We start from the raw sequence: 26,578 nt of genomic DNA on the forward strand, positions 1-26,578 counted from the left end.
TCACGCTCGCTCTTTGAGGTATTTCAAAGATGCCTGATAGGCGCGCTCGATGTGAGCCTGGATTCCGGACGCGTTCCTGTAGCGGACCTGGGTGAGGTCGACTCCTGCCTTCTGCGTCCTGGCCCCGGCGGGCAGGACGTGGACGTTCAGGCCCTCCGGGAGGTTCGCCATCTCCTCGAAGAAGCGGTGCCGGCGCGCGATCTCGAAGGCGACGAGGCCGACCTCCCAGGGCCAGCGCGGCGGCGCGAGGGCGCGCTCGATCCGGCCGACGTGCAGGACGTAGATGTCGGTGGCGCCGAGCATCACGGCCCGGCTGACCGGGATGCTGTGCACGAGGCCGCCGTCGTAGAAGTGCCGCTCCCCCACCCGGACCGGCGGCAGCAGCCCCGGCGCGGCCGACGAGGCGAGCACCGCCGGGATCAGCGGGCCCTCGGTGAACCAGTGCGCCATCGCCGTCTCGATGCCGGCGGCGACGCACTGGAACGGGACCTCCAGGTCCTCGAACGACGGGACGGGGAGCAGCTCGTCCAGCATGCGGCGCAGCGGCTCGGCCGAGTGCAGGTGCGTGCCGGACCGGGCGAGCCTCCACAGCCGGGCGAGGACGGGCGAGCCGAACACGTCGCGGACGGACTCGTCCGACCACAGGCTGGTGAGCCGCTCGACCGCCGCGTCCGGCCCGGCCGCGACGAACACGCCGTTGAGCGCGCCGATCGAGGTCCCTACGACGAGGTCGGGACGGACGCCGGTCTCCCGCAGCGCCCGGAGCATGCCGACCTCGTGCGCGCCGAGCACGCCTCCGCCCCCGAGGACGAACGCCGTCCGCGGCTCCCGTTCCACCCGGTCTCCCTTCGCACTCCGCCCGTCGGGCGCTGGATGCAGCTTCACCCAGGGGACGAGGGATAAACCGGACCCGGAACGGGCGGGCCCATGACCTGCGGGCATCCGCCGAGGGGGCCGGGCGCCCTGGGGGTGGGGCGGGCGACCGGCCCCCGGCGCCGGACGCCGGTGGGTGCTGGAAGCGGGTCAGTGGTGGACGCGGGTCAGTGGTGGACGCGGGTCTTCAGGCCGTAGCCGTAGGGGAACAGCGGCCGGTAGTCCCGGTCGCCGACGTTGATCGGCTCCTGCGCCTCGGCGCGCGGCCAGGTCACCGGGAGCCTGCCGGTGAAGGCGCGCCTGCCGAACAGGACGTCCGCGACACCGGCGCCCTCGCTGCCGGGCAGCCAGGACATGACGAACGCGTCCGTCTTCGCCAGCTGGTCGGTGACGATCTGCGGGCGTCCCGCGACGTCCAGGACGACGCAGGTCCTGATGGCCGAGCAGACCTTGTCGACGGCGGCCTTGTCGGCGTCGGACAGGTTCAGCGTGTGGCCGTTGCCGACGTCGCCGACGCCCTCGGCGTACGGCTTCTCGCCGACCACCACGATGCCGACGTCGTTGCCGGCCGTCGGCGCCGAGGCGTCCTGGCTGTAGGTGACCTGGGAGGAGTTCTGCCTGATGCCGTCCAGGATCGTCGTGCCCGGGATGATGTCGCCGGACGAGCCCTGCCAGGTGACCGTCCAGCCGCCGGCCTGGTTGCCGATGTCGTCGGCGTTGGCGCCGGCCACGTAGATGCGCTGGTTCCTGCGCAGCGGCAGCGCGTTCCCGGAGTTCTTCAGCAGGACCTGCGACTTGGCGACGGCCTCGCGGGCGACCGCGCGGTGCTCGGGCGACCCGATCGTCCCGGCGTTGCCGCGGTCGGTGTAGGGGTGCTCGAACAGGCCGAGCTCGAACTTGGCCTTCAGGATGCGGGCGACCGCGTCGTCGATCCGCGACATCGGGACGCGGCCCGCCTGCACCTCCGCCAGCAGCGTCTGGACGAACTGCGGAGTGCTGTAGGGCTCCATGAACATGTCCATGCCGGCGTTCACCGACGTGCGGACCTGCGTGGCGTAGTCGCCCGGGATCTGGTGGATCGCCTCCCAGTCGCTGATGAGGAAGCCGTCGAACCCGATCTTCTTCTTGAGGACGTCGGTCAGCAGCTCCTTGTGCGCGCTCATCTTGACCGGGTTGCCGACGCCGTCCTCCTTCCAGTCCACGCTGGAGAACGACGGCATGATGCTGCCGACGCCGTACTTCTCGACCGCCACGACGTAGGGGGCCAGGTCGACCGCCGCGAAGTGCTCGCGGTCGGTGACGGTGACGCCCTGGTCGATGGTGTACGTGCCGCTGGTGGACGAGCCGAACACCGTGTCGCCGTCACCGGCGAAGTGCTTGGCCGTCGCCAGGACGTGGCGGTTCGTGGCGAGGTCGCTCCCGCGCCGTCCCTCGAAGCCCTCCAGGCCGGTCTCCATCTGAACGACCAGGCGCGGGTCCTCGCCGAAGCTCTCGTAGGCGCGTCCCCACCGCAGGTCACGGGTGACGCAGACGCAGGGGGCGAACACCCACTGGGGTCCGGTCGCCTTCGTCTCGATGGCCGTGATCTGTTCCTCCCGGCGGACGAGGCCGGGATCGCGGGTCGCGCCCATCGCGATGTTGTGCGGGAAGACGGTGGCGCCGACGAGGTTGTTGTGGCCGTGCACCGAGTCGACGCCGTACAGGAGCGGGATCTTCAGGCGGGTCGCCAGCGCCTTGGACTGGTAGGCGTCGACCATGTCCGCCCAGCCCGCGGGGGTGTTGTCGGCGGGCGTCGATCCGCCGCCGGACAGCACCGACCCGAGGGCCAGCTTCGTGATCTGGTCGCGGTCGCCGTCGATGGCGCCGCGCTCGGCCTGCGCCATCTGGCCGATCTTCTCTTGCGGGGTCATGCGGCCGAGCAGGTCCTTCACCCGGTCCGCCACGGGCAGCCGCGGGTTCAGGTACGGGGCCTGCCGGGGGCCGTCGGCGGCGGCGGACTGCGCCGCGAGGGCCGACGGAAGGGCGGCGACGGTCGCGAGCGCGACCAGTGATCGCCCGATCCGGGTGGCGATGGCACGTCTGCGGGAGTGTGGCAACTCGTCCCTCCTGGGTCGCTCCGAAGGACGCCCTGCGGCCCGGCGGACCGCGCTCGGCCGGACGCCGGGGTCCTGGCTCGCCCGGACGGCCATGACCCCTGCGCCGGCGACGTCACCTGGAACCTCCCCCGCCGCCGGGCGGCTGTCAATGGATCTTCACCAGCCCGGCCGCGGCCTTGTGGAAATCATGGAAGAGGGCTTGACGGAGACTAAATTCACAAGTTGAATCATGGATCGAACAAAGCCGGTCGGGCGGGTGGGGGGCGCGCATGCCCCACCCGCCCGGCCGCTGTGCGCTCGGGGCGCCCGCACCCGCCGGAACGTGCCGCAACTCCTGCCCCGTTGGCCACACCCGGCCATCCAGCGTTCGCGCGGGGCCCTACCCCGGCAGTCACGCCCCCGGCAGGCACGCCGGAGCGGGTGCCCCGCCGGCCGGCGGGTGAGCATCGACCGGCGGGACGATCCGCCATCCGGGGTGGCTCGAAATCAGGTCACGCGGAGGGACCGCCGCCCTCTCCGCGCTCCTCGCGGCGGGGACCGCGGGCGCCGTCGTCGCGCGTGACCTCGATCCGCTCCTTGCGGAGCTCGCCGCGGACGGTCTGCTCGTCCTGCACCTGCTCGGTGCGGAGCCGGACGCGCTCGACCGGCACGGTCTCCTTGGAGATGACCGGACGCTCCTCGTAGAGAATGATCTCCTGGTCCGCCTCGGCGATGGTCACCTGCGGGTCCGGACGGCCGCCGGCGATGGGCTCGCGGTCGATCCGGATCTCCTCGTGCGAGACCGGGATCGTCTGCTCGACCATCTCGGTCTCGATCCACTTGCGCACCCGAACGCGGCCGGCCTCGTGCCGCTCGGTGCCGATGCGCATCTGCTCCTCGGACCGGGTGATCTCGGTCATCGGCGCCTCGGCGCCCTCGCGCGCCGACTGGGGCGGCATGGACCGCCCGGCGGCCCGCTCACCGGCCGAGCCGCGCTTGCCTCGCTCGGGGTGGACGGCCATCCCGGCGGCGCCCGCCGTCTCCGCGGTCCCGGTCGTTCCGGTCGTTCCGGTGGTGCCCCTCGTCTCGGCGGTGCTCCGGGTGTCGGTGGTCTCACTCGTGTCGGTGGTGCCCGTGGCGGCGGCCGTGCCTGCCGCGCCCGCCATGCCCGCGCTCTCGGTCGTCTCGGACGTGCCCGTCTCCGTCTCCCCGCCCGTGCGGCGGCCGCCCGGGGGACGCACTCCGTAATGCCGGTACAGGTCCACGATCTGCGCATGCGACAGGTGCTCGTCGGCGTCGACGTTCGGGGCGCCCTTGATGGTCTCCTTGTCGTACGGGACCTGCAGCGCGTCCTCTGCCTTGTGGGCCCCGGACAGCGGGACGAAGCTCTCACGCATCCCGAACCAGCCGGTGTGCACGGTCACCCACTCCGGGGAACCGGAGTCGTCGTTGAGGTAGACCTGCTTGACCGTGCCGACCTTCGTCCCATGGGTGTCGGTCACGCTCATCCCCATGAGCTCCCGCACCTGTGTCTGCGTCTGCACGTTGAGCACCTCCGCTTCCGTGAACGCTCCCGGACGGCGGGGGGCCGGGGGGAGGTGGAGCCCGCCACTCGGTAGCGGTGTTCAGTTGATCCCGAGTTGCCGCATTACCTGCTGCTTTTCCGGACAGGGTCGCTATAAACGCGTTTGCAGGATTATGGGGGACGATCTACCACATATTTACGGCGACCACCCCGTCACCCCCGCCCCCCTTTTCCGACATAAGCCCACAAGCGGCTCATTTGCGAATGGCGCCTTTGTCAATATGGTGATCATTTTATCCGGGCACGGTTTTCCTCGCCCCGCTCCACGCGAAGACTGCGAAGGACGTTCCCAGACATCGGAGAACCGATATGCGTGACTTTTCTCGGACGCCCCGGCGGCCATGGGCGGGGCCGGCGACAGCGGCGGCCACGCTGGCGGCGGCGGTGTCGGCCGCCCTGGCGTGCACGGCGTTCACGGGGGCCGGTGCCACCGCGGTCCGGCGTCCGCCCACCTGGTGCAAGCCCGGCGGGACGCTCACCGCCCGCGCGATGCCACAGAAGATCAAGATCGCCGACTGCGACCTGCGCGGACGGGCGGTGCGCGGCGCGAACGGGCTCACGGCGACGGTCCCGTCCGACGGGACCAGCCTGATCGCGTACGCGCTGCGCACCGACGGCGCCGCCGAGCTGCGCATCCGAGTGGACTCCCGGGCGGGCGAGATCAGCATCGGCACGTCCGGCGACCGGGTGCCGCAGGGCAGGCCGCGCCAGTTCCGGGCGCCGGCGGACGCGTGCCAGGACGGCGCGTACCGTCCCCAGCCCAGCAAGTGGCCGAAGGGCACCGCCGTCCAGTGGAGCTACTACGCCGGGACGGCCGGCCTGCCGAGGGACCCCATCGCCAGGGGCATCGCCACCATGGCCGAGGCCCGCACCGACTGCACGGGCGCGGGACGCTTCACGCCCCCGCCGGACGTGACCGGGCGCTACGCGGGCCAGAGCAGCCGGCCCCCGAACGTGACGGGCGCGGCCGCCTGCGGGACCCGGGACCGGGCCAACACGTTCGGCTGGCTGGCCATGCCGAGCGCGGAGACCCCGGTCCTCGCGGCGACCTGCTCGTGGTTCTCCGGCGCGACGACGGTCGAGACGGACATGGCGGTGCAGGCGCGGGGCAAGCGGTGGTGGACCGGCGGGACGTGCCCGTCCGGGAGCTACTCCGCCGAGGCGGTCGCGGCGCACGAGGCGGGCCATGTCTTCGGCCTCTCCCACGTCGAGGGCGCCGAGCACCGCATGCTCACGATGACGCCGTCCCTCGCGTCCTGCGACAACGGCCCCGCCACGCTCGGCAAGGGCGACTACGACGGACTGATCGCTCTCTACGGCGGACGCTGAGCGGCGCGAGCCGCACGCGCCGTCCCAGCGTCCCGCCGCGGAGCGGAATCAGACCCGGTGCAAGTTCAGACCCGGTGCAAGTTCAGACACAGGGCAGGTCGAACACGGACCAGGTCGAACACGGGGCAAGCCGAACACGGAGCGGGCCGGCTCGGCTCAGCGCTTGGGGTCGATCTTGCCGACCACGACGAGGCGGTGCCGGTCCGAACCCCTGGGCGTGCAGGTGACGAGCGTGAGGTACCTGCCGTGGGGCGCGCTGGCCCGCCTGAACGGCACCGGCTCCAATGCCCGCCGGTCCCGGGGGTCGATGACGCGCTTGGTCCGCACCCGGTACACGTAGGATCTGCGGCCCACCCGCAGGACGATCCGGTCGCCGCGCCGCATCCTGTCGAGCTGGTAGAACGGGGCGCGCCAGGTCGTCCGGTGGCCGAGCAGGACGGCGTTGCCCTCATGCCCGGGGAGCGCCGTCCCCGGGTAGTGCCCGGCGCCGCGCCGCAGCACCGCCTCGCTGACACCCTGCCTGACGCCCATCTTCAGGCCCATCCGCTTGATCCGGATCTGCGCGATCAGCGCGCCGGTCCGCGGCCGGGACGCGGTGACCGCTGCCGGAGCGGTGGCCACCGCCGGAGCGGCATGCGCCCCGGTCACGACGCCGATGACGGGCACGGCACAGCACGCGGCGAGAGCCGCCGCGAACAGGGACTTTCGGTCGAGCATGGTTCCCCTCCATCGATCGGGGCTCTGCTGACACCGGTGACATGGGAAGGGGCGGCACGTCTGCCGCCCCTTCTCCGTCGTTCGTCGGCCGCGGATCGTCATCCAGGCCGACGCTTGCTCAGTGCAGGATCGGAGTGCCGAGGTTGACGGGCGCGTCCTTGCCCGCGGGCACCTTCGGGCCGATCTGACCGGGCTTGACGTCGACTCCGGGCACCTTCACGGTCCTCCTGAGCCCGTCCACGAACCCCTTGACGGCCGGCAGTGCGTCCGCGCGGCGGTAGTTCGGGGCGGTTTTCGGCGCGGTGTTCGCGATGCGGGAGCCTTCCGAGCGCATCGTCGAGGGCAGCTTCTTGTGCTTGGCGGCCGGACGGTGCTTGGACGGCTTGTAGGGCTTCTTCTTCGGCGTCCGCAGGGTGGGCGGCAGCTCCTTGTGCCCGTGCCCTTCCTCGACGGTCGCCCCGCCCTTGCACTGCGCCTCCGCGAGGCCGAGCAGCGAGACGGCGTTGCCGCACACGTTGATCGGGGCCTTGATCGGGATGTAGGCCTGGGTGCCGTTCGCGGCGCCGAAGTTGCCCTTGCTCGTCATCTTCACCTTGGGGTCGCCGGTCCGCTTGACGGACGCGCCGCCCTTGCACGCGGCCTGCGCGGCGCCGAGCACGCCGACGGCGTTGCCGCAGACGTCGACGGGGATGCTGATCGGCGCGAACACCTGGGTGCCGTTCAGCAGCCCGAAGTTGCCGGCGCTCGTCATGTCGACGCCGCGGCCGCCGTGGTCGCCGCCCCAGCCGCCGCCGTCCCAGTCGCCGGCCGTCCGGTAGGCCGAGCCTCCGGCGTGCCGGTAGCCGCTCTCCTTGACGGACGCGCCGCCCTTGCACTGGGCCCGCGAGAGCCCGGCGACCGCGACGGCGTTGCCGCAGACGTTGACGGGGATGCTGATCGGCGCGAACACCTGGGTGCCGTTCAGCAGCCCGAAGTTGCCGGCGCTCGTCATGTCGACGCCGCGGCCGCCGCCGTGGCCGCCGCCGAACGCGGACTCGGCGGCGTTGGCCGGAACCGCGGTGGCGAAGGCGGTTCCGACGGCGAGGGCGCTCGCGGCCACCAGAGCGGCGCGGCCGGTGTTCCTGGACCAGATACGCATGATGTGTAGTGCTCCTGTCGGTTCTTTGCGAATCGGTGGTGATCGGTGGTGATCGCTGCGCGGCACCATCCAGGTGGGCGCAGGACTGGCAGCGGCCAGGCGCGGCCATTGCCTTCCGGGAAAGATCGAGGTGAGGGCGGGCGGCGTGCGTCGCGCACGCGGCCGCCGTGAACCGGCCGTTCACGGCCGGGCGGGGGTTCCTAGTCGGGGACGACGGAGGGTCCGCCGGGCGCGGCCACGTCGCGCAGCGCCGTACGGCGGAAGGTGCCCGGGTCCGCGGCGGACGGCGCCGCCGCGTAGGGGCGGTTCAGCAGATCGGCGATCGGGGCGAACGGATGCCCGCCCCCCGAGCCGCCGCCGCGCGGGCCGTCCTGACCGGACGGGAGCGCGGGCCCGGGTGAGGGAGTGCGGTGGTCGCCGCGGCAGCCCGTGCAAGGCTCGGCGCTCTCGTGCGCCGGTCCGCCCGCGGCCACCGTGAGCGGGACGGCGGCGGACCTGGTGTGCGCCTTGGCGACGGGCGCCGCCTCGGGCGGTACCCGGTCGACGCCGCGCCGCGCCTTCGGCCCCTGCCGGGCGTCGGGCATCGCGCCCTCCGGCAGCAGCGGCTGCTGGTCCGTCACCCGGTGGACGAGCCCTCCGATGACGGGACGCCCCTGAAGGAGGTCGGACACCCCCACGTGCGGGACACCGGCCTCGTCGGCCACGTCCCGCACCTGGCGGACGGCCCGGTCCTTGCCATCGAGCACATCCTGCTGCCGCGCCCGAAGGTAGCGGACGGGATGGTCGCCGATCTCCCCCACGCCGCCGGAGGCGACGTCGGGAACAGAACCGGGGACCGCGCTTGGAACAGAGCCCGGGACGGCATCGGGAAGAGCTCCCGAGACGCCGACCGGAGACTCGAAGCGCCGCCCCTGCCCGTCACGGCGAACGTGCCCGTGATGGCGAACCCGCCCGTCGTGACGAATCCGGCCGTCGTGGCGGACCAGCCCCTCATGGCGAACCCGGCCGTCGTGACGGGCCTGCCCGTCGTGACGGATCTGCCCGTCGGGCTGAGACCGGCGGGTGTGGTCGGCGGTGAGGTGGTCGAGTGCGGCCGCGGCGTCCAGGTTGGCGACGCGCGGGGCCTGGCCGATCAGGCCGTGGTCGTCCTGCGCGGCGCCCGGGCCGGCGGCGGGGTGTGCGGCCCGCTCGGCGGCGAAGGCGGAGTGGGTCAGCGCGGAGAGCGTGAGCCATCCCGCGAACACGAGGCCCGCGATCGCGACCATGCGCACCAGAGCGGAGGGGAGGGCGTGCCGCGGCCGACCCTGCGGGCGCTCGGCCCCGCGCTGGATCGGTTCGGTGTGCACGGCCGCTTCCCCTCGTCGTCGCGGCCGTCTTCAGGCCGCTTTCTGGTCCCGGTCGTTCCGGTCGGCAAGAACGTAGCACCGCGACGGAACCGATCAAGGAGCCATTGGCCGGTCTCCCGGCGTGTCTTCCCATCATTTACCGTGGCATTAATCTGGCTTTTATCGCGGCCGGTTTCCCGGCACCCATCGCCCTTTTTGCCAGGCTCTTGCATTTTGTCGATACGCACACGCTTTCTTCGGGGCCTCGGTGCCCTTGCGGGACCGGCAGGCGCCGCCCGTATGCCTGGCGTCCGGGAGAAGCATGGCGGACGGTATCGGTGCGCTACATTCGGTGAACAGGCGGTCACTCCTGGCCGTCCAGCGAGGAGCCTGCGATGATCGATCCCTCGTCCGCGATGGGGCGCCTGCTGCCCGCGCGTACCCAGCGCCCCCGGCGCGAGGCCCGCCGGTTCGTCACCCGCGCCGACGCCGACCTGATCATGCTCTCCACCGTTTCCACCGCTCAGGAGGCGACGCCCGCGCGCGGCCGGTGCGGCGCGTGGACGCTCTACTCGCGCCTGCAGTGGTCCGTGGCCGTCGCCAGGGCCGAGCGCGCGCGCCGCCGGGCGCGGCCGCCCTGGGTGTGACGACCGGCCGGTTCCGGAGAACCGGAAGCCGGCGGGCGCCCTGAGGCGCACCGCCGGCCCGGAGGAGGATTCTTCACCGCTGGGACGAGGTTCCCGGCTCCAGAAAGCCCGACGGCCGGCCGGCCGGCACCCGCACGCGCGGCGTCCGCCGGACGATGTGGTGCGCGATCCGCCGCGCGGCGAAGTCGGCGCCGTGCACGAACCGCATGACCGGCCCGAAGGTGGGGGCGGCGGCGAGGCCGGCGAAGTAGAGGCCTGGCGTGGACGCCTCGAAGTCGCGGCTGAGCACGGGCGCGCCGAGCCGGGTGGTGATGCGGTCGCGCAGTTCGGGCGCGAGCAGGCTGAGCCGCTCGACGTCGGGGACGTACCCGGTGGCGGCGATGACGTGCTCGACCTCCGTGACGAGGCGGCGCCCCTCGTGGTCGGTGGTGGTGAGGGCGACGCCGTCGTCCTGCTCGACGGCCTTGGCGGGCAGGCGGCCCGTCGAGACGCGGATCCGCTCGTCCAGCCGGTCGCGCAGCCACCACGCGCCCGCCGGCGGGAGCGTCTCGCGGACGATCCGCCGCCGGGTCCGCTCCGGCAGGTACCGGACGAGCCCGGGCCGCTCCGCCCACAGCCATGTCCGGTACCCGGTGCCGAGCCCGGACCTCGGGCCCTGCCGCAGCAGGGTGCGCGGCGACCGGTGCTCCTCGGGGACGGTGTTCCAGTCCAGGACGCGCCGCCGGGCGATCAGGTGCGGCCGCGCCCCGGCGTCGGCCAGCAGCACCGCCGTCTCCAGCGCGGACTGCCCGGCGCCGACGACCGCGACCTCCTTGCCCGCGAACAGGCCGAGGTCGCTGTGGGCGCTGCTGTGCGAGACGAGCCAGGAGGGCATGCCCGCCAGCTGCTCCGGGATGTGCGCGAACGGCCCGACGCCGACCGCGACGACGACCGCGCGCGCCGCGATCGCCTCGCCCGACGACAGCGTGACGAGGTAGCCGCCCGCGACGCCCTGCTCGACGTTCACGACCTGCACGTCCTCGGTGCCCGGGACGGCCTCCGCGGCGAACCAGCGCCCGTACTCCACGAACGTCTCCAGCGGGATCGGCTGCCCGACCCGCCAGCCGGGGTGGCGGTCGGTGAACCGCAGGCCCGCCTGCGGCGCCCCGAGATTGGACGCGAACGGCTCGGACTTGAGGAACATGCCGAGCGGCATGTTCGCGTCCCAGAACCGCATCGGCTCGCCGATGACCCGGACGTCGAGCCCGAGGTTCTGCAGGTAGGCCGCGGTCGACAGGCCGTAGGGCCCGGCGCCGGCGATGACGACGTCGCTGGCCGAGTCGCTCATGTTCGATTCCCCCCGTGTGTGCGTGGTGTTACCTGGTGCGGAGCCGCTCGACGGCGCGGAGCGCGCTGCGCCGCCCCATGGCTAGGAAGGGCGGCAGGTCGTCGCCCGCGTACCAGGCGAACTCGTCGGCCGCCCGCAGCGGGCGGAGGGTCTCCCGCAGCGGGCGCAGCCGCGGAAGCCGCGGCGATGCGGGACGCGAGGGCGTTCCGTGGCGCGGGCGCCGGGCCGACCGCGCGAGGTAGTGGTTCTCCACGAGCAGGTTGCGGCCGGGCGCGGGGCGCGCGTCCGGGACGGGCCGGCCCGACTGGTGCAGGTGCAGGACGCGCGCGAGGTCGAGGCCGTCCCGGTCGGTGAACAGCCGGAACTGCGCCCCGATGCGGGGGTTGAAGTCCAGCAGGTGGTGGACGCCGCCGGCCGTGTCGAACCGGAAGTCGAGGTCGACGAGCCCGCGGCAACCGAGCAGGTCGACGATGCGGACCGCGTGGCGTTCGAGGTCGGGGTTGGCGACCCACTCCCCCGCGACCGTGTGCCCGGCCTGCGGCGGGTGCGCGAGGTGCTTGCGGCCGGTCCCGCCGAACAGGCAGTCGCCGTTGTCGTCGAAGTAGCCCTGGAAGAACCAGTCGCCGCCCGCGGGCGGGATGCGCCGCTGCAGGATGAGCGGGCCCGCGCCGCCGTCCGGGTGACGGTCGCGCGTGGCGGCGAACAGCCGGTGCAGTTCGCCGAGCGTGGGCACCAGCGTGGTGCTGCGCAGCCCGGGGCGCAGCCGCCACGGCCGCGCCCATTTCGCGATCAGCGGCAGCCCGAGCGCGGCGGCGGCCTCGTCGACGTCGGCGGCCGACTCCGGCGTCAGGCTCGGCGGGCACGGGACGCCGTGCCGGTGGCACGCCTCCAGCAGCCGGGCCTTGTCGGCGACGCCGCGGGGGACGCCGGGGTCCTGGCGGGGGAAGACGAAGTGGGGTTGGAGACCGTCCGCGTGCTCGGCGACGAAGATCGCTCCCGCGTCGTCCATCGGGACGAGGAGCGCGGGTCGGCCGATGCGCTCGGCGATGGTCCGCAGGTGGAGCAGCAGCTCGTCCGTCCGTTCGGCGGGCGGGCCCCAGGGGTGCCCCCGGTACAGGTAGCGGGAGCGGGACGAGGGGTTGTCGCGCCCTTCGAGGATCGCGTGCACGGGGACCCCGGCGCGGCCGAGGCTGCGGATCACCGCCAGGGTGCCGTGGTGGAAGAGGTTGCGGTCGGTGCGCAGCAGCAGGACGGGAAGGCCCGGGTCGAGGCGCACGTTGCGGGACTGGGTGGCCCGCGGCCGGCTGTCGAAGAACATTCGTTCAGACCCATTCCCTCGTATCGCGGCGCACGGCATCCCTTCCTCACGGTAAATTTTCACATTTTCCGCCCGCCCGGCTTTTTCGCAGCGGGCTTCTGAGGGCATACGATACGCATGCGAGCTGCGGATATCCATTCGGCAGGACGACCGTCCGGACCCCGGCGGAAAAGGTCGCCGTTCTGGTGTCCGCTCCCTCCTATTCTGGCTGCATCTGTGGTGCTGTTCGCGCTCATGGCGTCGGCTCTGGTGACGTGGCAGCAGCCCCGGGCAATTCACCGATGGACGGCACATGTGCCGTTGGGGGCGTTTCTGGGGTCGGGCCCGGAGGGCGTGGCCCGGGTGGCCCGCTTCGAGCGCTGGCTGGGCTCGACCGTGACGGTCGGGCGCACCTACCTGCCGGGTGACGACTGGCCGGGAATCGAGGGCCCCCGGGAGATGCTGGCCGCGTGGGCGCACTGGAAGGCCGCCGACCAGCGCCGCATGCTCGTGGTCAACGTCCCGATGATGGCGCCGAACGAGGCGGGGATCCCCACGCCGGTGCTGGCCTCGCTGCTGCGCGCCGGCGCGCGCGGCACGTTCGACCGCCACTACCGGACGCTCGCCGGGCGGCTGGTCTCCCTGGGCGCGGGCGACACGGTCATCGTCCTCGGCTGGGAGATGAACGGGGAGGTCTACGCCGGGCGGTGCGCCCCGGATCCGTCCGCGTGGAAGGCGTATTGGCGCAGGATCGTCGGCACCATGCGCGCGGTGCGGGGCGCGCGTTTCCGTTTCGATTTCGCGCCGACGCGGGGACCGGACGCGATCCCGTGGACGGACTGCTATCCGGGTGACGACGTCGTCGACATCATCGGTTCCGACAGTTATGACCAACCCGAGGGAAAGTCATTCCAGGATTTCGTCCACGAGCCGTACGGTCTGCGCGAGCAGGCGGAGTTCGCGACCGCGCACGGCAAGCCCCTCTCGTTTCCCGAATGGGGCTTGTTTCGCAATTCCGACAATCCCGCCTATGTCCGGGGGATGCACGACTGGATCATGTCGCACGACGTCCTCTACCAGACGATCACCGACTACTGCCCGCACGGGGTCTGGTCGTGCGGCGGCGGCAACCCGCGCTCCTCTGCCGCCTACCGGGAGCTGTTCGGCGGCGTGACCGCCCCGCCACCGCCGGGCAAGGGCCCCTTCACCCCGACACCGGCCGCCTCCGCCCCGGCGGTCCCGGCCGCCCCGGGATCGGCCGATCCGGTGCCCTCCGCACCGACCGCACCCGCACCGACCCCACCCGCACCGATCCCACCCATGCCGACCCCGCCAGCGGCGCCCTCACCCGCGGCGCCGTCCGTCACCTCGTCGATCGGGCCGCCCTCCAGGCCGCCCGCCAAGCCGGTGACGCCACCGAGGCCGCCGTGGACGGGACCGCCCGCCACCGCCCGCGCGTCCACCAGGGCCTCCGCGGGGGTCTCCCCGAACCCGGCGACGTCGCGGGTGACGGCCGCGAGGAGCGCCACCGTCCGGCCGATGTCGTAGGCGGCGGACGCGACGGCCGCCGCGCGCCCCTCCCGCTCGGCGATGCCGGGGAACAGCAGCCGCCCGGCCATCTCCTCGGCGAGCGCCGCGGGGTCCTCCATGGGCACCAGCGCGCCCAGGCCCGGACGGACGACCTCGGTGATGCCCGGGATGTCCGTCCCGACGAGGGGGCGCCCGGTGGCCAGCGCCTCCAGCGCGGTCAGTGGCAGGCCCTCCCACCGGGACGGCAGCACGACGAGGTTGGACGCCGAGAGCCAGTCCCGCGGGTCCTCCACCGCCGGGACGAACCGGACCCCGGCCACCCGCTCGCGGCGCAGCCGGTCCAGGTCCTCGCCGTCCCCGACGATGGCGAGCTGGGCGGAGGCGCAGCGCGCGGTGACGCCCGGCCACGCCGCGACCAGGACGTCCTGCCCCTTCTGCCGGGTCAGCCGCCCGACGCACACCGCGAGCGGCGCGGCCGCCTCCAGGCCGAGCCGGGTCCGGGCGGCGAGGCGCGCGTCGGCGTCGGCGGGCGTGAACCGGCGCCGGTCGACGCCGTTGCGGACGAGCCGGTACGGCCCGCGCACGCCCGCGCGCATGCCCTCGCGCAGCTCGCCGATCCCGACGCAGACCAGGGCGTCGCTCCACCGGGCTCCGGCGCGCTCCCACAGGCGGCTGAGGGTGTCCAGCCGCCCGGTGGCGGCGAGCCACGACCAGCCGTGCGGCTGGAAGATCGTGGGCGTGCCGAGCGGGCGGCGCAGCAGCCGCCCGGCCAGGCCCGCCTTCGAGGAGTGCAGGTGCACGACGTCCGGGGCGAAGCCCTTCACCAGGCGGCGGAGGCTCAGCGCCTCCAGCAGGGTGCGGGGGCCGGGGGCGCGCCCGGCGTCCCAGTTGAGCCAGGGCACCCCCGCCGCCATGCACCGTTCGGGCAGGTCGCCGCCCGGCGGGCAGGCGACGGCCACCTCCCAGCCGCGCCGGCGCTGGTCGCCGGCGGCCTGCCCGACGTAGACGGCGACCCCGCCCGCGTTCGGCTGGCTCACGTGCAGGATCCGCAGCGCGGTGTCGTCCCGCGGGTCAGTCATGGACCAGCGGGGACGCGCTCCCGGACAGGCCGGCGTGCGCTCCCGGTCCCCCGCGCCGCCGCTCCGCCAGGTACGCGCGGGTCCGGGCGAGCCCGGCGTAGGCGGCGGCCGAGGCGGTCCGCCCGAGGATGATCCGCTCGTTCCGGACGGGCGTCGGCCGCCACTTCAGCTTGTACGGCTCGTCACCCCGCAGGAGGCTGACGCCCTGGCGCTGCAGGTCGCGGGCGAGGGCGAGGTCCTCGCGCAGCATCATCAGCGAGACGTCCACGCAGGACCGCAGGTCCGGAAGCGCGCCGTACAGGTAGGCGCCGACGTGGCGGTGCCCGATCAGGACGAGGTCGCTGGCGACAAGCCGGTCGTCCCACCGGTACTGCAGGACGGCGGCGCGCCCGTCGCGGACCATCCCGGCCGCCGCCTCGGCGAGGTGGCGGCGGAATCGCCCGCGGGTGTGCTCGGGGTTGATCTGGCGGCCCCGCCACTGCCGGACGTGCAGGTCGAGAAGCGCGTGCACGGCGTCCGGGACGCGGTCCGCGGGAACGCTCTCCGCCGTGATGCCGCGCACGTCGATCTTGCGGAGCTTGGCGCGCATCTTCCCGGCGGTGCGGCCCGGGAGCCGGTCCAGGACGGCGTCGATGCCCGTGTCGAAACCGGCGGCCCCGCCGGCGGGCAGTTCGAGGCACACCGAGGACGGCGTCCGCCACGCGCGGCGCGGCCACTGCGCCGCCACCAGGTGCGCCGCCGAGCCGGGACGGACCTCCCGCAGGTCGAGCGCGCACCATCCGCGCTCGTCGAGCAGGGCCCTGGCGAGGTGCCGGACGGCTCCGCCCGCGTAGTCCGGGTCGAGGAGGATGTCGGTGAAGTCGCTCTGGTCCGCGGCGATCGGGACGAGCACCGGGAACCCGTGCCGGACGCCCGCCGCCAGCGGCGCCGCCGCGACGAGCCGGCCGCGGCACCGGACGGTGGCGAGGCGGAGCCGCCCGCGCGCCCCGTACCAGCCCCACCACGCTTTGATCCACTCGTACGCCTGGAAGGGCGTCGCGGCCGGGCTGCGGTCGTAGAGGTCGCGCAGGTCGTCGGCCAGGGCGATGAGGGCCTGCTCGTCCCGGTGCACCTCCGCAGACCATTCGGTGTGGCCGCTCGGCGAGGCGGCCAGTGGTGAGAGCGCGGTCACGGTCATGAGCCCACCTCCACCCGTCCGGTGGGGACGGGACCGGGGACGGCGGCCGTGCTCCCGGCCGAGGGGACGCGGCCCCTCTCCCGCCGGCCCGCCCGCTCGCGCCGTCCGCTCATGACGGCGGCGGCGAGCCCGGCGAGCAGGATCCCCGACGCGGTGCCGACGGCGACGCCGAGCGGCAGGTTCGGCGACGACGGCGCGGCGGGCGGCTCGGCGAGCGTCATCAGCGCGACGCGGACGCCGGTGTCGGAGCGGTGGGACGTCCCGTACCGGACGAGCGCGTCGGCGGCGGCGTTGGCGAACGCGGCGGCGTCGCCGGCCGTCCGGCCGCTCCCCGCGAGCTTGATCAGCGGGGTGTCCGGCGAGGTGGACGCCTGGATGTGCTCGCGGGTGGAGCCGTTCTCCCCGTCCGGCAGCGGGAGCGAGGAGTAGGCGAGGGTCTCCGGGAGCGGCGCGAGCCGCCCGAACGCCTGCGCGAAGCTGACCGCCGCCGGGCCGGACTGGTCCTGCCTGGCCTCCACGACCAGGACGAAAGCCGTCGCGGTGTAGGTGGTGGGCGCGAACACCGCGTAGCCGAGCCCGCCGAGGAACCCGGCGAGCACGAACGCGACGGGCAGGCCGAAGCGCCGGACCGTCGCGGTGACCCACCCGCGCAGGCGCCGGGCGGCCGGGCCGACCCGGCCGGCCCGACGCACCGATCTCGGCGGTCTCTGCGGCCTCCTCCTGGCGTCACGTCGCTGCATCATGAGCCCTTTCTCGTATCGGTTCGGCCCCGCCCGCGAACGGGCCGGGGCGGTAGAGCCGGGCGAGCTCGGCGGCCCGCTCGGCGACGGCGTAGCGGGCGACGGCGGGCGGCACCCGCGTCCGGTCCCGGGGCCGGCGCAGGACGCGCCCGAGTTCGGTGCTCCAGGCTCCGGCGTCGGAGGGCAGGCGGCGCGCGTCCGGGGCGTCGCCCGGCGGTAGGCAGTCGAGGGCGGGGCAGGCGGTGTAGCGGACGGGCAGCCCGGCGGCCAGCCCCTCCAGGACGCCGAGCCCGAACGTCTCCTGGACGGACGGCGCGGCGAGCACGTCCATGGCGGCGAGCGCGCCCGCGACGTCCGACGACGCCCCGGCGAAGACGACGCGGCCGGAGACGCCGCGCTCGTGCGCCAGCCGGGCGAGCGCGTCCCGCGCCGGACCCGCGCCGACGAGCAGCAGCCGGACGCCGTCCAGCCGCGCGATCGCCTCGACCAGCAGGTCGAACCGCTTGGTCGGGACGAGCCGCCCGACGCCGCCGACGACGGGCTCGTCCCGGCCGATCCCGAGGCGGCGGCGCGTCGCGGCCCGGCGGGCCGGGTCGAACGCGAAGGCGGCGGCGTCGACGCCGTTCGGGATCACGACGATCCGGCCGGGGCGCACGCCCCAGGCGCGGAGCCGGGCGGCGACGGCGGGCGACACCGCGACGGTGGCGGATCCGAGCCGCTCGGTCGCCCGGTACAGGGCCCGGACGCCGCGCGTCGTGGCCCGGCCCTCGATGTGGCCGTCGCCGAGCGAGTGCTCGGTGGCGATGACGCGGGGCGCCCCGGCCATGCGCGCGGCGATCCGGCCGTACACGCACGCCCGGTAGAGATGGGTGTGGACGACGTCGTACCGCCCCCGGCGGATCAGCCGGGCCAGCCGGGGCAGCGCCCCGAGGTCCCGGTTGCCGCGCATCCCGATCTCGTGGACGGGCACGCCGGAGCGGCGGATCTCCGCGCCGACGGCGCCGGCCCGGGTGAGGGTCGCGACCTCGCAGGAAACGGGCAGGTGACGCAGCAGCAGCGCGAGCTGGCGTTCGGCGCCGCCGTGCTCCAGCCCGGTGATGACGTGCAGGACCCGGGTCACACGCGGCTCCTCCGGCGCAGCTCGTGCCGGACGAGCTTGACGCGCAGCCGCAGCGGGCCGTCCCGGTCGCCGACATAGGTGCGCGGCAGCGCGTGCCGTCCCGCCTCCTCGGGGCGGATGTCGCACGCGTAGTCGTATCCGGCGGCGCGCACGGCCTCGACCTCGCGGGCGGTGGCGTGCCCGTAGGGGTAGGCGAAGCCGGTGACGGGGCCTTCGACGAGGTCCTCCAGAACGGCGCGGCTCTCCTCCAGCTCCTCGCGCAGCTCGGTGTCGTCCGTCTCGGGGAGCGAGACGTGGTGGCGTCCGTGCGAGGCGACCTCCATGCCGACGCCCGCGACGGCGCGGATCTGCTCGGCCGTCATGAGCGGCTTGCGCGGGCCGTCGTCCCACGCGTTGTAGGTGCCGATCCGCCCGGACACGACGAACACCGTCGCGCCGAACCCGTACCGCACCAGCGCCGGGACGGCCCGGGTCGCGAAGTCGGCGTACCCGTCGTCGAAGGTGAGGCCGACCAGGCCGCGGGCCCGTCCGGCGGCGTGCGCCTCCAGCAGCTCGCGCGTGCCGACGCCGCGCAGGCCGCGCGCCCGCATCCACGCCATCTGCCGCCCGAACCGCGCCGGCGACACCGTCACCAGGTGCGGGTCCTCATCGAAGTGGTCGACCGAGTGGTACATCAGCACCGGCGGCGCGTGCCGGATGCCCTCCGCCGTCCGCGCCGGCCCCGGCGGCTGCGCCGGTTCGGTCAGATGAGTCGGTTCTGTCGGCTTGCTCACTGCTGTCCCCCGATTCGATGCGGCCGCGCCGGTGGCGCCCACCGAGCGGCCGTGAAGCGATCCTTGGAGCGACGAGGTCGGGTCCCGCCAGGACGGCGAGGACGGCGAGGACGGCGAAGACGGCGGCGACCGCTAGCCCGCCGGCCGCCAGCTGGAGGAGCACCGGCGCGTCCAGGGCCCCGGCGGCGAGCATCCCCGCGGCGCAGGCCCCCGCGGCGGCGAGCACGAGCCGCGACACGTCGGCGGCGATCCGGCGCAGCGGGACGGGCGCGACGCCGCGCCGCAGCCCGGCCAGCATCAGGACGGCGGCGAGGGTGATCCCGGCGGCGTTCGCGGCGGCCAGCGCGAGCGTCCCGGCGGACGCGGCGAACGCGCCGCCGATCGCCGCCGTGACGGCCAGGCCCGCGGCGAGCACGGCCGCCGGGCGCCAGGTCGGCTTCCTGCCCGCGAAGAACGCGCGGGCGGCCAGGCCGACCGCCGTCTGCCCCCACAGGCCGAGCGCGTACACGCGCAGGATGGCCGCGGTGCTCGCGGTGTCGGCGGACGTGAACTCGCCGTGCTCGAACAGCACCCCGATGACGGCCGGCGCGCACGCGACCAGGAACGCGGTCGCGGCCAGCACCATCGCGCTGGCGACGGCGAGGTCCTGCCGGATGCGGCGGGCGACCTGCGCGGTGTCCCCGTCCGCCGACGCGCGGGCGAGTCTCGGGAACGTCACCGTCACGATCAGCAGCGACAGCACCATCGGCACCTGCGCGACCTTCTGCGCGTAGTTCAGGTGCGAGATCGACCCGGCGGCCAGCCCGGCCCCGAGGAACCGCTCCACGAACACCTGCGCCTGCCGCGTGACCGTGTAGACGACGATGGGGGCGATGGCCGCCAGACCGAGCCGCACGTCCACGCTCCCGGCCGGCGCCGGCGCGTCCCGCAGGCACCGGACGAACGCCGGGAGCTGCACCGCGACCATCAGGAAGCTTCCGGCGGCGACACCGATCGCCGCACTGGTGATGCCGACGACGCCGGACAGGCCCGCGATCAGCGCGAGGATGCCGACGTTGTAGGCGAGGTAGATCGCGGCGGGCGGCCCGAACCGGTGGTGGGCGCGCAGCGTCGCGCTCATGAAGCCCGCGACGCCGAAGGTCACGACGGTGACCGCCGTCAGCCGGACGCACTGGACGGCCGGGCCCTGCTCGGCCAGGCCGGGCGCGAGGGCGTCCACCACGGCGGGCGCCGCGAACGCGAGCGCGCCGGTGATCACCGACAGGCCGAGCACCATGCGGGGCAGGGCCGTGCCGACGAGGGGGCGCAGGCCGTCCCCGCGCGCGAGGAGCCGCGTGACGACGGGGACCATGAGCAGCGCCATGGCGTCCTCGATCAGCAGCGGCGAGACGGTCTCGGGGATCGTCCAGGCGACGAGGAACGCGTCCGTGCTGCCGCTGGCGCCGAACAGATCCGCCATCACGAGGTCGCGCAGGAACCCCAGCCCGGTGCCCGCCGCGATGAGCACCCCCGACACCATCGCGGCCCGTCCCACCGAACTGGGGGCCCGCTCCTGCCGGAGACGCTCGCCGCGCTCGGTCATGACGTCCTCCCGGCGGGGGACGCCATGGCCGCGGAAGCGCCGGCCGCCCCGAACGCGCGCGCCGCCGTGAGGCCGAGGATGACGCCGACGAGCGCGCACGTGGGCCCGCCCAGGTCCGCGTACAGGAAGTTGATCAGCAGGAAGGCCAGGAGCCCGACGCTCGCCAGCCAGAACGGGTCGCGGGCGTCCCGGCGCCTCCACAGCCCGGCGACGATCATGGCGAGCAGCGCGGCGAACCCGGCGAGGCCCACCACGCCCTGCTCGGACAGGAACAGCAGGTACTCGTTGTGCGGTGACAGGAGCGGCTGCCGCACGTAGCCGTTGACGGGGTCGTCGGTCTCGCTGCCGGACGACAGCTCGATCGTGGCGTAGGTGTCGCGGTAGGCAGGGAAGTTCTTCACCCCGACGCCGGTCACCGGGTGGTCCTCCCAGATCCGGACGGCGGCCGCCCACAGGTTGTAGCGGTCGTCCACGGACTGGTCCGGGTCGCTGACCGAGCCCACCGTCGACCTCGCGCGCTCGACGACGGCCTGCGACCCGCCGCCCGCGACGCCGAGCAGGACGAACATCAGCGCGCCGCAGCAGGTCAGCACCTTGACGGCCGTCCACCGGTCGAACAGCACCAGGGTGAGGACGGCGGCCGCGCCGAGCGCGATCCACGTCCCGCGGCTGAGCGCGAGCGCCAGCGCGGCGCCCATGACGGCGATCCCGGCGAGCGCGGACGGGACGGCCGCGGCCCCGTGCTCGGGCGCCGTCAGCGCGAAGGCGATCAGCACGAGGAACGCGAATCCGACGACGATCGACATGGCCATCACGTCGAGCGCGCCGAACGTCCCGACCGCGCGGATGTTCCGGCCGCCCATCGACGCGCCGTTCCCGGTGACCGCCTGCCAGATCCCGTACGCCGCCTCCGCGAGGCCGAGGCCGAGCACCGACCAGCAGACGGTGGCGAGGTCGCGCCGGTCCCGGACGAGGACCACGACGGCGAGCGGCACCAGCACGAAGACCTGGAGGTCGCGGACGAACCCGGCGAGGCTGGAGCCGATGTCGGCCGAGTGCACGGTGCTGATCCCGAGCGCCGCGACCAGCGGCCCGAACGCCGGCAGGGCCAGGCGGGGCAGCCGCGCTTTTCCCGTGACCAGCATCCCGGCCGCGACCAGCACGAGCACGACGCTGGCGACGTCCCCGGCCGTGACCTGCGTGCCGGGCCCGAACGCCTGCGCGCCGGGCGGGATCCCGGCGCACGCCACGGCCGCCGCGACCAGCAGGCTCGGGCGCCTCGGCAGCGGCCTCGCCAGGAAGGGAGCGGTGGCGGCGTGCACCGTCATGTGGGGTCCCGGAAGAGCATCGTCCGCGCCGTCAGAAGCAGGATCTTCAAGTCGCCGGTGAACGACCAGTGGTCGATGTAGTGGTTGTCGAGCCTCGCCCGGAGCTCGATGGAGGTGTCGCCCCGGAACCCGTGGATCTGCGCCCAGCCCGTCATCCCGGCCGGGACGCGGTGCCGCGCCACGTAGCCGGGGCAGGTGCGGGAGAACTGCTCCACGAAGTGGGGGCGTTCCGGGCGCGGCCCGACCAGGCTCATGTCGCCGCGGATGACGTTCCACAGCTGCGGGAGCTCGTCCAGCGACGTGGCGCGCAGGAAGCGGCCGACGCGGCCCATCCGCTCGTCGTCCTTGACGGTCCAGCGGGTGTCGGCCTCCTGCTCGTCCGCGGGCTTCAGCGTCCGGAACTTCAGCAGGACGAACTCCCCACCGCCGAGCCCGATCCGCCGCTGCCGGAACAGCACCCCCGGGCCGCCCTCGGCCCGGACCGCGACCGCGCATGCCGCGAGCAGCGGCAACGCGAGCACGAGGACCGCGAACGCCACGACGACGTCGAGCACCCGCTTGGCGCAGCGGGCAGCCGGGTCGCGCAGGCGCCACTCCACCCGCGCGCACGGCAGCCCGGCGAGGTACTCGCGCCGCCCCGGCGCGACCGGGACGACGTCCGACGGCGGCTGGACGAGCAGCGTCTCGCAGGGCAGCGCGAACGACAGCCGCAGCACCGCGTCCAGGCGGTCCGGCGGCACGTCCTCCGCGACGACGACCAGCGTCTCGATCCCGTGCGCCTCGACGAGCGACGGCAGGTCGGAGGTCTCCCCGAGGACGGGCGCCGCGCCCGGAGGCCCCTCCGGGTCCCCCGCGGACACCTGCCCCGCCACCGCGAGCCCGAGATCGCCGCGTTCGCGCAGGACGTCGAGCACGTGGGCGGCGGTCCCGCCCGTCCCGACGACCAGCGTGGAGCGGGCCCGGGAGCGGCGGCTGCGGTAGGTCCTCACCATCGCGTTCACGAACCCGCGCGTGCCGAGCTGCACCGTCCCGCAGAGGGCGGCCGTCCACAGCCAGGCCGGGGCGTCCGCCCGCAGCAGCGCCGCGATCCCGCAGACGAGCAGCGTGCGGAGCAGGAGCGGCGGCGCGTCGGTGAACAGGGACGGAGCGCGGCGCGCCCGGTACAGCCCGCCCGCGCCGTTGAGCCCGACGACCGTCAGGGCGGCGAGACCCGGCAGGACGCCGCCTCCGGTGAGTGACACGGCGGCCGCCATCGTCCAGCCGTCCAGCACGGCGAGGCCCACCGGGCACAGCCCGGCCAGCATCCGCGTCCTTCGCGGAACGACCGGCCGGCCGCCCGCCGAAAGAAGGTCCGGAGGGACCGCGCCGGAGTCGACGGAGAAACTCAGCCCCTGGGCTCTCATCGCGCGTCCCCTTCACAGACAAGCACCTTGTGGGGCCGTCGCAAGCGGCCACGGATCAGAATCGCACCTGGTCAGAGCACAAATCGCCGCTTTTAACCGGGGCCGCCGCAGTCTTGAAGAGAAGATCGACGGGGCGGTCGCCACGGACATGGCCTCAGAAAGATCATGCGAAGTGGCCACCGCATGCGAACCTCTGCGAGACCATGGACGTCTATAGGTGAGTCGGACGCCGAGACCTGCCGTCCCGCCTCCGAGTGGGACGGGAATAAAAGGCCGTTCCGTATTCGATCTTGTAGCCGGACCCGCGTCGCGCGGGATCCGGCGGGCTGTTGAGGGAGAACGGTGCGAGGTAAGGCGTTGGTGGTGGCGCTCGTCCTGGGCCTGGCGACCGCGTGCGGCGGGAGCAGCGGCGGCGGCGATGGCGGCGGCGGGACGACCACGAAGGGCGACGACGGCGCCCCCCAGGTGACGATCACTCCGGCGAACGGCAGCGGCAAGGCGCGCCCCGACCAGGGCGTCATGGTGTCGGCCGCGGGCGGCAAGCTCGGCGACGTGTCGGTGAAGCTGAAGGGCGCCGACGTCCCCGGCAGCCTCTCCGCCGACAAGACCAAGTGGCGCTCGACGTGGACGCTGCAGCCTGGCGGCAGTTACCAGGTGTCGGCCACGGCGACGTCCGACAAGGGCAAGTCCACCACCGCGACGAGCGCGTTCCGGACCACCCGCTCGACCGCCGCCACCCGCGTCAACAACGTCGTGCCGAGCCAGAACGAGACGGTCGGTACCGGGATGCCGGTCTTCGTCCAGTTCAACAAGGCCGTCCCGGAGAAGGCCAAGCCCGCCATCGAGCGCGCCATCGAGATCTCCTCCACCACGCCCACCGAGGGCGCCTGGCGCTGGCTGAGCGCGGGCGAGTCCTTCAACGGGCTGCCCTCGGTCGTCTTCCGCCCGAAGCACCCGTGGAAGGCGCGCCAGACCGTCACCGTCAAGGTCCACTTCGCGGGCCTGAAGATCGGCGACGACGTCTTCGGCGACCGCGACACGATCCGCACCTTCAAGGTGGGCGACTCGCACGTCGTCAACATCAACGCCAGGACGCACCGCGCCGTCGTGAAGAAGAACGGCCGCGTCGTCCGCAACTGGGGCGTCAGCCTCGGCAGCGGCGGCGACGTCCAGGGCGACGGCGTCGACCACCTGCTCACCACCAGCGGCGTCCACCTGACCATGGACCACGTCCGCCTGGAGCGGATGCGCCCGCCCGGCAAGAAGAAGGGCGACCCCGGCTGGTACGACGAGAAGGTCCCGTGGGCGACCCGCATCTCCAACAGCGGCGAGTACATCCACCAGAACATGGACGACCCGACCTGCCTCGGTAACCGCAACTGCAGCCACGGCTGCGTCCGCTCCCCCGCGAGCGACGCGCAGTGGTTCTTCCACTGGTCCTACCGCGGCGACCTCGTCACCATCAGCGGCACCAAGCGCAGCCTCCAGTGGACGAACGGCTGGGGCTACTGGCAGCTCTCCTTCTCCAAGTGGACCAGCGGCGGCGCCCTCGGCAAGCCCATCACCACGTCCCACGCCTGACCCGTCCCGGCCACTACCCTTCGTGACCAACAGGTCGCGGGGGGGTGCCCGGGTGGCAGCGAGAATCGTCCTTCACATCGGCGTGCAGAAGTCGGGCACGACGTTCCTGCAACAAGTGCTGCAGGCGAACGCCGAAGCACTCGCCGACGCGGGCGTCCGCTACCCCGTCAGCCCAGACTGGGCCCGGGGGAAGCGGACGGTCGCGAACCACGAATGGGCGAGCTACGGGCTGCTGGGCACGGAGTTCCCCTGGGTGTCGCGGGACCGCGCGTCCGAGGAGACCTCCTCCTGGCAGACCCTGCTGGACGACGTGAAGTCGACGCGCGGCACGGTGCTGCTCTCGGCGGAGGCCCTGGCGGTCATCCGCAAATCCGCGATCCACCGCCTCCTGGACGCCCTGGGCGCCGATGAGGTCGAGGTCGTGGTCACGGCCCGCACCCTGGGCTCGGCCCTGCCCTCCCTCTGGCAGCAGCACATCCGCAACGGCCGCACGATGACCTTCGAGCGCTACCTCTCCGGTCTCGCCACCCAGCGGGAGAAGGGCCGGGACCACATCGAGACGGACCCGTCCGCCCACCTGTGGCGCGCGTTCGACCTCGGCGGCCTGACCCGGCGTTGGTCGGACGCGGGCATCACCCGCATCCGTGTCGTCACCACTCCCGGCACGCCCCCGCGCCTCCTGTGGCAACGGTTCGCCGAGGCGATCGACCTCCTCGCCTTCGCCGAACCGCCCACCATGCCCACAGACCGCGCCCACACCGGCCTGACGGCTCCGGAGACACTGGTCCTCTCGTCGATGAACGCGGCCATGAAGCAGACGTCCTGGAGCGGCCAGAACGCCGACTGGATCCGCCAGGCCGTCACGGCCCGCTTCCAGGCCCGCCGCCAACGCGGCGGCAAGGTCGCCATCCCGCCCGAATGGCAGGCCCGTCTGGCGGAGTGGAGCGAGGAAGACCTGGCCGCCCTCCAGCACACGCCCGCCCAGATCGTCGGCGACATCGAAGACCTGCGCTACGACCCGTCCTCGGACCCGGCATCTCCGCCGACCCCCGAGGAGATGGCCCAGGCCGGCGCCGAAGCGGCCCTGGCCCTGGCAGCAGTGGCCCTCCAGGAGACCATGATCCAACGCAACATCCGCCGCCTGCGCCACCGCCTCACCACGTAGCCGGGAACATCCGCCCCTTCAGCACCAGATCGACTCGTTCCCCGGCGGCCTTGGCGTCCCCGCACGGGAAGAGGGCCTTCCCCCGCTGGACGTCCTGGTAGACCCACGCCCCACCGACGACCCGCACCCGCAGAACCATCCCCACGTCCTCAGCGACCCCACTGGCATAGACCCAGAGCAGCGGCGTGGGGAACTCGCGCCCGTACAGCTTCACGCACCGCCACCCACGCGCCCCGACCGCGAGCGCGAGCAGATCCAGATACCGGACGGCCCTCCGCCTACGCCATCGCCTCAGCACGAGACCCTCGCCCACACCCACTTGCCGGTCTCGCCCTCGGCGACCCCGCATCCGGACGCCAACGCCTGCACAAGCGGCAGCCCCCAGCCACCCGTCCCGTCGTCGTACCCGTCGTCCAGCGCCCGAGCGTCCGGCCCGAAATCCCCCGGCCGCATCGCAGGCCGCCTCACCGGCCTCTCCTCAGCCGAGTCCCACACCGCGACCAGGACACCCCGCGCCTCCCGCACGCACCTGACCCGGATCTCCCGCTCCCCCGCGACCCGCACGGCATTGGTGACGAGCTCCGCGACGATCAGCAGAACGCTCTCGGCCACCCTCTCCAGCCCCCATTCCGAGAGCCGCAGCCCGACGACCGTCCGCACCATCCCCGGCACCGTCCGATCAGCCAGACAAGAAATGTCCACCTCGCCCGCATCCACGGCTTCTACCACCATTTCCACCACCCTCCTTTCGCTGGATTCCACGGACAACGGTGACCGCGCCGAGTTA

General features: G+C 73.7%; 22 protein-coding genes and 1 pseudogene. 5 read left to right on the forward strand and 18 right to left on the reverse strand.

Annotated elements, in window-relative coordinates:
- From AB0H37_RS05925 to AB0H37_RS05935, 3 genes are all read right to left on the reverse strand, one after another.
- Positions 1-837 carry a patatin-like phospholipase family protein gene (locus AB0H37_RS05925; RefSeq protein ID WP_329096372.1) on the reverse strand — a complete coding sequence of 279 codons (837 nt, stop codon included), beginning with the start codon at positions 835-837 and terminating at the stop codon, positions 1-3.
- A gap of 203 nt (positions 838-1,040) precedes the next feature.
- Positions 1,041-2,969 carry a glycoside hydrolase family 3 N-terminal domain-containing protein gene (locus AB0H37_RS05930; RefSeq protein ID WP_360611693.1) on the reverse strand — a complete coding sequence of 643 codons (1,929 nt, stop codon included), beginning with the start codon at positions 2,967-2,969 and terminating at the stop codon, positions 1,041-1,043.
- Between the two features lie 491 nt (positions 2,970-3,460).
- Entirely contained in the window at positions 3,461-4,492 is a 1,032-nt protein-coding gene (locus AB0H37_RS05935) for a PRC and DUF2382 domain-containing protein (protein WP_360611694.1), read from the reverse strand.
- A gap of 350 nt (positions 4,493-4,842) precedes the next feature.
- On the opposite strand from AB0H37_RS05935, the gene AB0H37_RS05940 reads away from it, so the two are divergent.
- On the forward strand, positions 4,843-5,862 hold the full coding sequence (locus AB0H37_RS05940) for a matrixin family metalloprotease (RefSeq protein ID WP_329096377.1): 1,020 nt from the start codon (positions 4,843-4,845) through the stop codon (positions 5,860-5,862).
- A 156-nt stretch (positions 5,863-6,018) separates the two neighbouring features.
- Here the strand turns inward: AB0H37_RS05940 and AB0H37_RS05945 are convergent, their stop codons facing one another.
- The 3 genes from AB0H37_RS05945 to AB0H37_RS05955 form a co-directional block, all read right to left on the reverse strand.
- Complete coding sequence (locus AB0H37_RS05945; RefSeq protein ID WP_360611695.1) at positions 6,019-6,579, reverse strand: class E sortase; 561 nt, start codon at positions 6,577-6,579, stop codon at positions 6,019-6,021.
- A gap of 118 nt (positions 6,580-6,697) precedes the next feature.
- Complete coding sequence (locus AB0H37_RS05950) at positions 6,698-7,717, reverse strand: chaplin family protein (RefSeq protein WP_329096381.1); 1,020 nt, start codon at positions 7,715-7,717, stop codon at positions 6,698-6,700.
- Positions 7,718-7,917: 200 nt separating this feature from the next.
- Positions 7,918-9,063 (reverse strand): hypothetical protein, encoded by a 1,146-nt coding sequence (locus AB0H37_RS05955; protein WP_360611696.1) that lies wholly within the window; start codon positions 9,061-9,063, stop codon positions 7,918-7,920.
- A 374-nt stretch (positions 9,064-9,437) separates the two neighbouring features.
- On the opposite strand from AB0H37_RS05955, the gene AB0H37_RS05960 reads away from it, so the two are divergent.
- Positions 9,438-9,689 carry a hypothetical protein gene (locus AB0H37_RS05960; protein ID WP_329096384.1) on the forward strand — a complete coding sequence of 84 codons (252 nt, stop codon included), beginning with the start codon at positions 9,438-9,440 and terminating at the stop codon, positions 9,687-9,689.
- A gap of 73 nt (positions 9,690-9,762) precedes the next feature.
- On the opposite strand, the gene AB0H37_RS05965 is transcribed toward AB0H37_RS05960, so the two are convergent.
- Positions 9,763-11,016 (reverse strand): NAD(P)-binding domain-containing protein, encoded by a 1,254-nt coding sequence (locus tag AB0H37_RS05965; protein WP_360611697.1) that lies wholly within the window; start codon positions 11,014-11,016, stop codon positions 9,763-9,765.
- Positions 11,017-11,044: 28 nt separating this feature from the next.
- Positions 11,045-12,334 carry an ATP-grasp domain-containing protein gene (locus tag AB0H37_RS05970; RefSeq protein ID WP_360611698.1) on the reverse strand — a complete coding sequence of 430 codons (1,290 nt, stop codon included), beginning with the start codon at positions 12,332-12,334 and terminating at the stop codon, positions 11,045-11,047.
- A gap of 660 nt (positions 12,335-12,994) precedes the next feature.
- Between AB0H37_RS05970 and AB0H37_RS05975 the strand changes: the two are divergent.
- Positions 12,995-13,222 (forward strand): annotated as a pseudogene (locus tag AB0H37_RS05975) (glycosyl hydrolase); the annotation flags it as partial.
- A 239-nt stretch (positions 13,223-13,461) separates the two neighbouring features.
- Here the strand turns inward: AB0H37_RS05975 and AB0H37_RS05980 are convergent.
- The 8 genes from AB0H37_RS05980 to AB0H37_RS06015 are packed head-to-tail and all read right to left on the reverse strand — an operon-like array spanning position 13,462 to position 23,045.
- Positions 13,462-14,922 (reverse strand): glycosyltransferase, encoded by a 1,461-nt coding sequence (locus tag AB0H37_RS05980; protein ID WP_360611699.1) that lies wholly within the window; start codon positions 14,920-14,922, stop codon positions 13,462-13,464.
- Entirely contained in the window at positions 14,915-16,099 is a 1,185-nt protein-coding gene (locus AB0H37_RS05985) for a GNAT family N-acetyltransferase (RefSeq protein ID WP_360611700.1), read from the reverse strand. Before AB0H37_RS05985 ends, AB0H37_RS05980 begins: the two co-directional genes overlap by 8 nt.
- Positions 16,096-16,791, reverse strand: a complete 696-nt coding sequence (locus tag AB0H37_RS05990) for a Wzz/FepE/Etk N-terminal domain-containing protein (protein ID WP_360611701.1) — start codon at positions 16,789-16,791, stop codon at positions 16,096-16,098. Before AB0H37_RS05990 ends, AB0H37_RS05985 begins: the two co-directional genes overlap by 4 nt.
- Before the next feature lie 34 nt (positions 16,792-16,825).
- On the reverse strand, positions 16,826-17,959 hold the full coding sequence (locus AB0H37_RS05995) for a glycosyltransferase (protein ID WP_329096396.1): 1,134 nt from the start codon (positions 17,957-17,959) through the stop codon (positions 16,826-16,828).
- Complete coding sequence (locus tag AB0H37_RS06000; protein WP_329098428.1) at positions 17,956-18,633, reverse strand: polysaccharide deacetylase family protein; 678 nt, start codon at positions 18,631-18,633, stop codon at positions 17,956-17,958. The genes AB0H37_RS05995 and AB0H37_RS06000 overlap by 4 nt, the downstream gene beginning before the upstream one ends.
- Positions 18,605-20,314 (reverse strand): lipid II flippase MurJ, encoded by a 1,710-nt coding sequence (locus tag AB0H37_RS06005; RefSeq protein ID WP_360611702.1) that lies wholly within the window; start codon positions 20,312-20,314, stop codon positions 18,605-18,607. Before AB0H37_RS06005 ends, AB0H37_RS06000 begins: the two co-directional genes overlap by 29 nt.
- Positions 20,311-21,642 (reverse strand): O-antigen ligase family protein, encoded by a 1,332-nt coding sequence (locus tag AB0H37_RS06010; RefSeq protein ID WP_360611703.1) that lies wholly within the window; start codon positions 21,640-21,642, stop codon positions 20,311-20,313. The genes AB0H37_RS06005 and AB0H37_RS06010 overlap by 4 nt, the downstream gene beginning before the upstream one ends.
- Positions 21,639-23,045 (reverse strand): exopolysaccharide biosynthesis polyprenyl glycosylphosphotransferase, encoded by a 1,407-nt coding sequence (locus tag AB0H37_RS06015; protein WP_360611704.1) that lies wholly within the window; start codon positions 23,043-23,045, stop codon positions 21,639-21,641. Before AB0H37_RS06015 ends, AB0H37_RS06010 begins: the two co-directional genes overlap by 4 nt.
- Positions 23,046-23,387: 342 nt before the next feature.
- Here AB0H37_RS06015 and AB0H37_RS06020 point away from each other — a divergent pair, with 342 nt between their 5' ends.
- Both AB0H37_RS06020 and AB0H37_RS06025 read left to right on the forward strand, forming a co-directional pair.
- On the forward strand, positions 23,388-24,626 hold the full coding sequence (locus tag AB0H37_RS06020) for an Ig-like domain-containing protein (protein WP_360611705.1): 1,239 nt from the start codon (positions 23,388-23,390) through the stop codon (positions 24,624-24,626).
- Positions 24,627-24,678: 52 nt separating this feature from the next.
- Positions 24,679-25,791 carry a hypothetical protein gene (locus tag AB0H37_RS06025; protein ID WP_360611706.1) on the forward strand — a complete coding sequence of 371 codons (1,113 nt, stop codon included), beginning with the start codon at positions 24,679-24,681 and terminating at the stop codon, positions 25,789-25,791.
- Here the strand turns inward: AB0H37_RS06025 and AB0H37_RS06030 are convergent.
- Both AB0H37_RS06030 and AB0H37_RS06035 read right to left on the reverse strand, forming a co-directional pair.
- On the reverse strand, positions 25,781-26,005 hold the full coding sequence (locus AB0H37_RS06030) for a hypothetical protein (protein WP_179831961.1): 225 nt from the start codon (positions 26,003-26,005) through the stop codon (positions 25,781-25,783). The two genes, AB0H37_RS06025 and AB0H37_RS06030, sit on opposite strands and share 11 nt — an antisense overlap.
- Before the next feature lie 77 nt (positions 26,006-26,082).
- Positions 26,083-26,454, reverse strand: coding sequence for an ATP-binding protein (locus tag AB0H37_RS06035; protein ID WP_329096408.1), 372 nt, complete (start codon positions 26,452-26,454; stop codon positions 26,083-26,085).
- Positions 26,455-26,578: the final 124 nt, after the last annotated feature.

This window comes from Actinomadura sp. NPDC023710 (assembly GCF_040639875.1).
Lineage (GTDB): Bacteria > Actinomycetota > Actinomycetes > Streptosporangiales > Streptosporangiaceae > Spirillospora > Spirillospora citrea.